The following is a 5,096-nucleotide window of genomic DNA, read 5'->3' as shown; positions in this document are numbered from 1 at the left end:
GCTCACGCGCCGTGCCCTTCCCCTTCTCCTTCTGCTTCGCTATCGCCTTCGGGCCCCCTCCTCCCTGCGCTTCCTCGTGCTTCTTCAACAACTCCTCACACAATTCATCTATTGTTCGGTGTGACATCTTATGTGTTTGCCTCCTTTGTCCCCTGGTTGTCTTCCGTCCGCGGGAACAGTTTTCTGAGAATGTCCGCTGAGACCGTGTAGGGGTTTATTTTTCGTGCAGCCAGGTCTTCCATGAGTTCCTTGCTTTTATGAGCCTGCCAGACTTTCTCGGCCTTCCTCGTCAGGTTCTTCAGAAGGATATCCTCCACCTCGAAGGAAAGGCGTCTGAACTCGAACCGCTCTCCTTCCGGGCTGTTTTTGACGAATTCATGATGCTTGATGATGCTCTCGGCGAACTCCTCCACCCCGGCGCCGTTCTCCGCCACGGTGAGGTGGACGGGGGGTGTCCAGGGCTTGTCCCTGACAAGTTCGAGCATAAGCCTCACTTCGGCGGCTACCCTGTCGACTCCCGGTTTGTCTGCCTTGTTTATGGCAAAAACATCGGCGATCTCCATGATGCCCGCCTTCATAATCTGGATATCGTCGCCCATGCCTGGGACCAGGACCACGCACACCGTATCGGCAATCTTGATGATGTCCACTTCCGACTGGCCGACGCCGACGGTTTCGATGATGATGACATCCTTGCCGCATGCATCCAGAAGAAGGACGGCCTCCCTGGTTCCTCTGCTCAGACCGCCGAGGGAGCCCCTGGTTCCCATGCTCCGGATGTACACCCCCTCATCCCCCGTATGACGCTGCATCCTGATTCGGTCAGCAAGGATCGCGCCTCCGGAGAAGGGGCTGGAGGGATCGACGGCGATAATGCCCACACTCTTCCCTTTTTTGCGGAAAAATTCGATCAGTTTGTCGGTCAGAGTGCTTTTCCCCGCTCCCGGACTGCCCGTGATTCCGATGACCATGGCTTTGCCTGTGAGGTGGTAAATCCGGCGCAAAATTCCGTCCGCTACCGGATCCTCATTTTCAATCAGGCTTATTATCCGTGCGATGGCCCGGGTATCCCCCGCCAGCGCCTTGTTAATGAGAATATCCACAGCAGCTACTGTTCTTTGGCCCTTTTTTCCGCCACAGCCTTTTCAAGCCATTCAACACAGACGGACGTGGGGGTTCCCGGCCCGAAGACCGCTCCTACGCCGGCCTCGAGAAGTCCTGGGATATCCTTTTCGGGGATGACTCCGCCGCCGAAGACAATGACGTCACCGGCATCTTTTTCTTTCAGCAGTTCAATGATCTTCGTAAAATAAAACGTGTGGGCTCCGGAAAGGATGCTGATGCCTACTGCATCGGCATCCTCCTGAAGAACGGTTTCAACGATCTGTTCCGCTGTCTGCCTCAGGCCGGTGTACACCACTTCCATTCCGGCGTCCCGCAGAGCCCTCGCCACAACCTTAGCCCCCCTGTCGTGCCCGTCGAGTCCCGGTTTTGCAACGACTACCCTGATTTTTCTCTCGTCCACGGAATATCCCTCCAGTGTGTTTTAAGACTTTCGAAACGGCCGAGCCGCTACAGAACAATATTTTCGGTATACTCGCCGAACACGTTCCTGAGTACGCCGCAAATTTCCCCCTCGGTGGCATAGGAACGGACGGCATTGATGATGAGGGGCATGAGATTCGTGGATTCGTCGGCCGCCGCCGTGCGAATATCGTCAAGGACGTTCTTCACGGCAATATTGTCCCTGGATTCCTTCAGTTTGCGGAGCTTGGCGATCTGGCGTTCTCCCACGGAAGCGTCCACGGAGAGAAGGTTCATTTCCCCTTTGTCTTCCTTGATCTGGAACTTGTTGACTCCCACCACGATAGTTTCCTTCGCCTCCACCGATCTCTGGTAGTCGTAGGCTGCGTCCTGGATGTGCTTCTGAACGTATCCCTTTTCTATGGCGGTTAACATGCCGCCCATATCGTCAATCTGACCGATGTACTCTAATGCCTTCTTTTCGATTTCGTTCGTCAGGCTTTCAACCACGTAGGACCCTGCCAGGGGATCGACCGTATTCGTTACGCCCGATTCGTAGGCGATGATCTGCTGGGTCTTGAGGGCGATGCCGACGCTTTTTTCGCTTGGAAGGGCCAGCGCCTCATCCATGCTGTTTGTATGGAGTGACTGGGTTCCTCCAAGGACGGCGGCAAGGGCCTGGATGGTTACGCGGACAATGTTGTTTTCAGGCTGCTGGGCTGTGAGGGTACTTCCTCCCGTCTGGGTGTGGAATCGGAGCATCTGGGCTTTCGGGTTGGTGACGCCGAAACGGTCCTTCATGATCCGGGCCCACATGCGCCGGGCGGCTCGGAATTTCGCCACTTCCTCGAGGAAATCATTGTGGGCGTTGAAGAAGAAGGAGAGTCTCTCGCCGAAGACGTTGGGATCAAGGCCTTTCTTGCCGGCGGCTTCCACGTAGGCGATGCCGTCGGCGAGGGTGAACGCCACTTCCTGGGCGGCGGTGCTTCCGGCTTCCCGGATGTGGTACCCGGAAATGGAGATGGTGTTCCATTTCGGCACGTTTTCGCTGCAGAACTCGAAAATATCGGTAATGAGCCGCATCGAAGGCTTCGGGGGGAAAATGTAGGTACCCCGGGCGATGTATTCCTTGAGAATATCGTTCTGGATGGTTCCCGAAAGTGCGTCCATGGGAACACCCTGTTTCTCGCCCACGCAGATGTACATGGCGAGGAGAACGCTCGCGGGAGCGTTGATCGTCATGGAGGTGGAGACCTTGTCCAAAGGAATTTGGTCGAAAAGGATTTCCATGTCCTGGAGGCTGTCAATGGCAACTCCCACTTTCCCACATTCTCCCTGGGCCATGGGGTCGTCGGAGTCGTAGCCGATCTGGGTGGGAAGGTCAAAGGCAACGGAAAGGCCGGTCGTTCCCTGGGAAAGCAGATAGCGGTACCTCTCGTTGGACTCTTCGGCAGAGGCAAATCCCGCATACTGCCGCATGGTCCAGAACCTGCCCCGGTACATGGTAGGCTGGACGCCTCTCGTAAAGGGGTACTCTCCGGGGAACCCGATATCCTTCAGATAGTCCACTGATTCGATGTCGTCAGGACCGTAGAGCCTCCTGATGGGGAGACCTCCTCCGGTGGTAAAGTTTTCCTTCCTCTCCTTGTGCTTCTGAAGCAACTTCGCCACGCCTGCCTCGAACTTTGCCCTGGCGTCTTTGTATTCCGTATTCATGCGTGCATCCCCTCCTTGAAAATTTGTACTGTCTATAGCCGGTAATGTAATTTACAGAAGATCGGGCCATAGGGGCATCCAGTCTCTCGAAGACGCCGAACCTATGTCCATGTAGACGGAAAGGACGGACCGGCTAGGGAAGCCGGACGACGTTTCGTCGGAAGGCAGAGGAATCCTGACTTCTCCGCGGCGAGACGAGGAACTCCCCGGCAGTTCTCCCCCAAGGGAAAAGAGGGGCGTCCCTCCTGTAAGCGCCGAAGCCCGAAGGAGGGGGATCGGCGATAACGAGTCGCAGAAGACGAAAAGGCGTATTCCGTTTTGAAGGCAAAAGCCTGCAAGCTGCTTCATTTCCTCTTGAGAAAAGGGAATTGAGGATGCAGCCACGACATCGGTAAGCCTGTTCTTTTTTTCCTTCCAGAGCTTCCCGAGAATCTGCAGCACTTCTTTTCCCGAGGCCGCTTCATGATACTGGTCTGCCGTCCGCCTGCCCGGCGGCAGAAAGAACACTGCCGGACCCGCTGTCTGACCTCCAAAGAAACGGAAGCCGGCCGTAAGCATTCTCTCATTCCAGACCGATGTGACAACCGGCCTGTTCTTCGACATATACGTGCTGTACGGCCCCGAAACTGAAGCTTCGAGCAGAAAACTCTCCCTGTCCTCCTCCCTGCGGACTGACGGTGTATCCAGGGAGAGAAATGCGGGAGAGGACTCTTCGGGGTACACATACATCTCCCAGAGCGAAAAACCAGCTACATCAAGGCAGTACACCCTGTCTTCGAGTGAAAAAAGGCTCCATGCCCCCGGCGCTTCACGAATCACGGTTTCCGACCTTACCGCCTCCATTGTTTCAAAGGATAGGGTTGTTTTGCTCACCTCTCCTTTTTCATGAACAACAAAGAGGTCGCCGAGAGCCGACCAGGCCAGGTCTCTGGGCGAATCCGCCTTGAAGGAGAATAATGCCCGTCGTTCCAGGAGGGACATGAGAAAAACAGCCCCGTTGTTTCGGTCGGCGACAGCAAGCCATTCACCGTAAACTGCAGCAGCGGCCGGCTCAAAAGGATGTTCCGTTTCCGGAAAAGTCAGCTCGGAAACGAGAGACACGTCCGGGAGGGAAAAAATCCCGGCTTTTCTTTTGAAAGCACTCACCGCTACAAAGGTGTTTTCCGAGATCATGGCGCCGTCAGAGGGGGAAAAGGGGAGTTCTCCCAATTCCGTCGGCTCCTCTCCACCGTCGCCTATGGAGAGAACCTTCCCGCTTTCCAGAAGGACAACACCGCTGTTCTCCCCGGAAAAAAGGACTGCCACCGGAGACTCCATATCGATCCCCGAAAAGGACCGTTCCCCCGGCTTCCGTATCCAGAGCCTGGCGCCAAGTGTATCAGCGACAGCAAGCCCCCCGGAAGGGGAAGATTTCACCTTGCCGAGCCCTTTTATCCCAAGGCTCTGAAAAACAGGGAGGGCAAGGGCTGTTCTAAGGTCCCGCATGGAAGAAGCGGTACGGGAAACGACAGGTCTTCCGGCAAGAACATCCCCGAGGAATCGTCCCTCTTCTTCAAATCGTGACAGGATACGCGGCACTGCCGTATCTCCCGGCCGGACTTCCAGAAAATACTTCAGCGATTTCAGCGCGTCGTCCGTTCTTCCGATTCTGTGCAGCACAAGGCCGCGCATAAAGTAATAATCAACCAGAAAGGTGTTCAGCTTCAGAGCCTTGTCAAGATCATCCAGAGCCCCTAAATCCGCAGGTTCGTTCCCCAAGAGAAGAGACAGGTCCCCGGACGGGGAAGTGAACCCTTTTCGTTTCCCCGTCCCTATGGTTTTTTCTCCTTTTCAGGCGGTTGAAGCTCTTTTTCCCG

The 5,096-nt window shown here is 55.6% G+C and carries 4 protein-coding genes; all 4 read right to left on the bottom strand.

The annotated features are described in order from the left end of the window. Positions 1–128: 128 nt before the first annotated feature. From meaB to JMJ95_RS00605, 4 genes are read right to left on the bottom strand one after another with little or no spacing between them, the layout of a single operon-like run. Positions 129–1,103: a methylmalonyl Co-A mutase-associated GTPase MeaB gene (gene meaB / locus JMJ95_RS00620; protein WP_290681126.1), complete on the bottom strand. Its 975-nt coding sequence runs from the start codon at positions 1,101–1,103 to the stop codon at positions 129–131. A 5-nt stretch (positions 1,104–1,108) separates the two neighbouring features. Beyond that, positions 1,109–1,525, bottom strand: a complete 417-nt coding sequence (locus tag JMJ95_RS00615; RefSeq protein ID WP_290681123.1) for a cobalamin B12-binding domain-containing protein — start codon at positions 1,523–1,525, stop codon at positions 1,109–1,111. A gap of 47 nt (positions 1,526–1,572) precedes the next feature. After that, positions 1,573–3,240, bottom strand: coding sequence for a methylmalonyl-CoA mutase family protein (locus tag JMJ95_RS00610; RefSeq protein WP_290681120.1), 1,668 nt, complete (start codon positions 3,238–3,240; stop codon positions 1,573–1,575). Positions 3,241–3,291: 51 nt separating this feature from the next. Continuing rightward, entirely contained in the window at positions 3,292–4,998 is a 1,707-nt protein-coding gene (locus tag JMJ95_RS00605) for a tetratricopeptide repeat protein (protein WP_290681117.1), read from the bottom strand. Positions 4,999–5,096: the final 98 nt, after the last annotated feature.

Origin of the sequence: Aminivibrio sp. (assembly GCF_016756745.1) — a bacterium.
GTDB lineage: Bacteria > Synergistota > Synergistia > Synergistales > Aminobacteriaceae > Aminivibrio.
The sequence above is the reverse complement of the archived record's forward strand: the minus strand, read 5'-3'. Positions and strand labels throughout refer to the sequence as shown.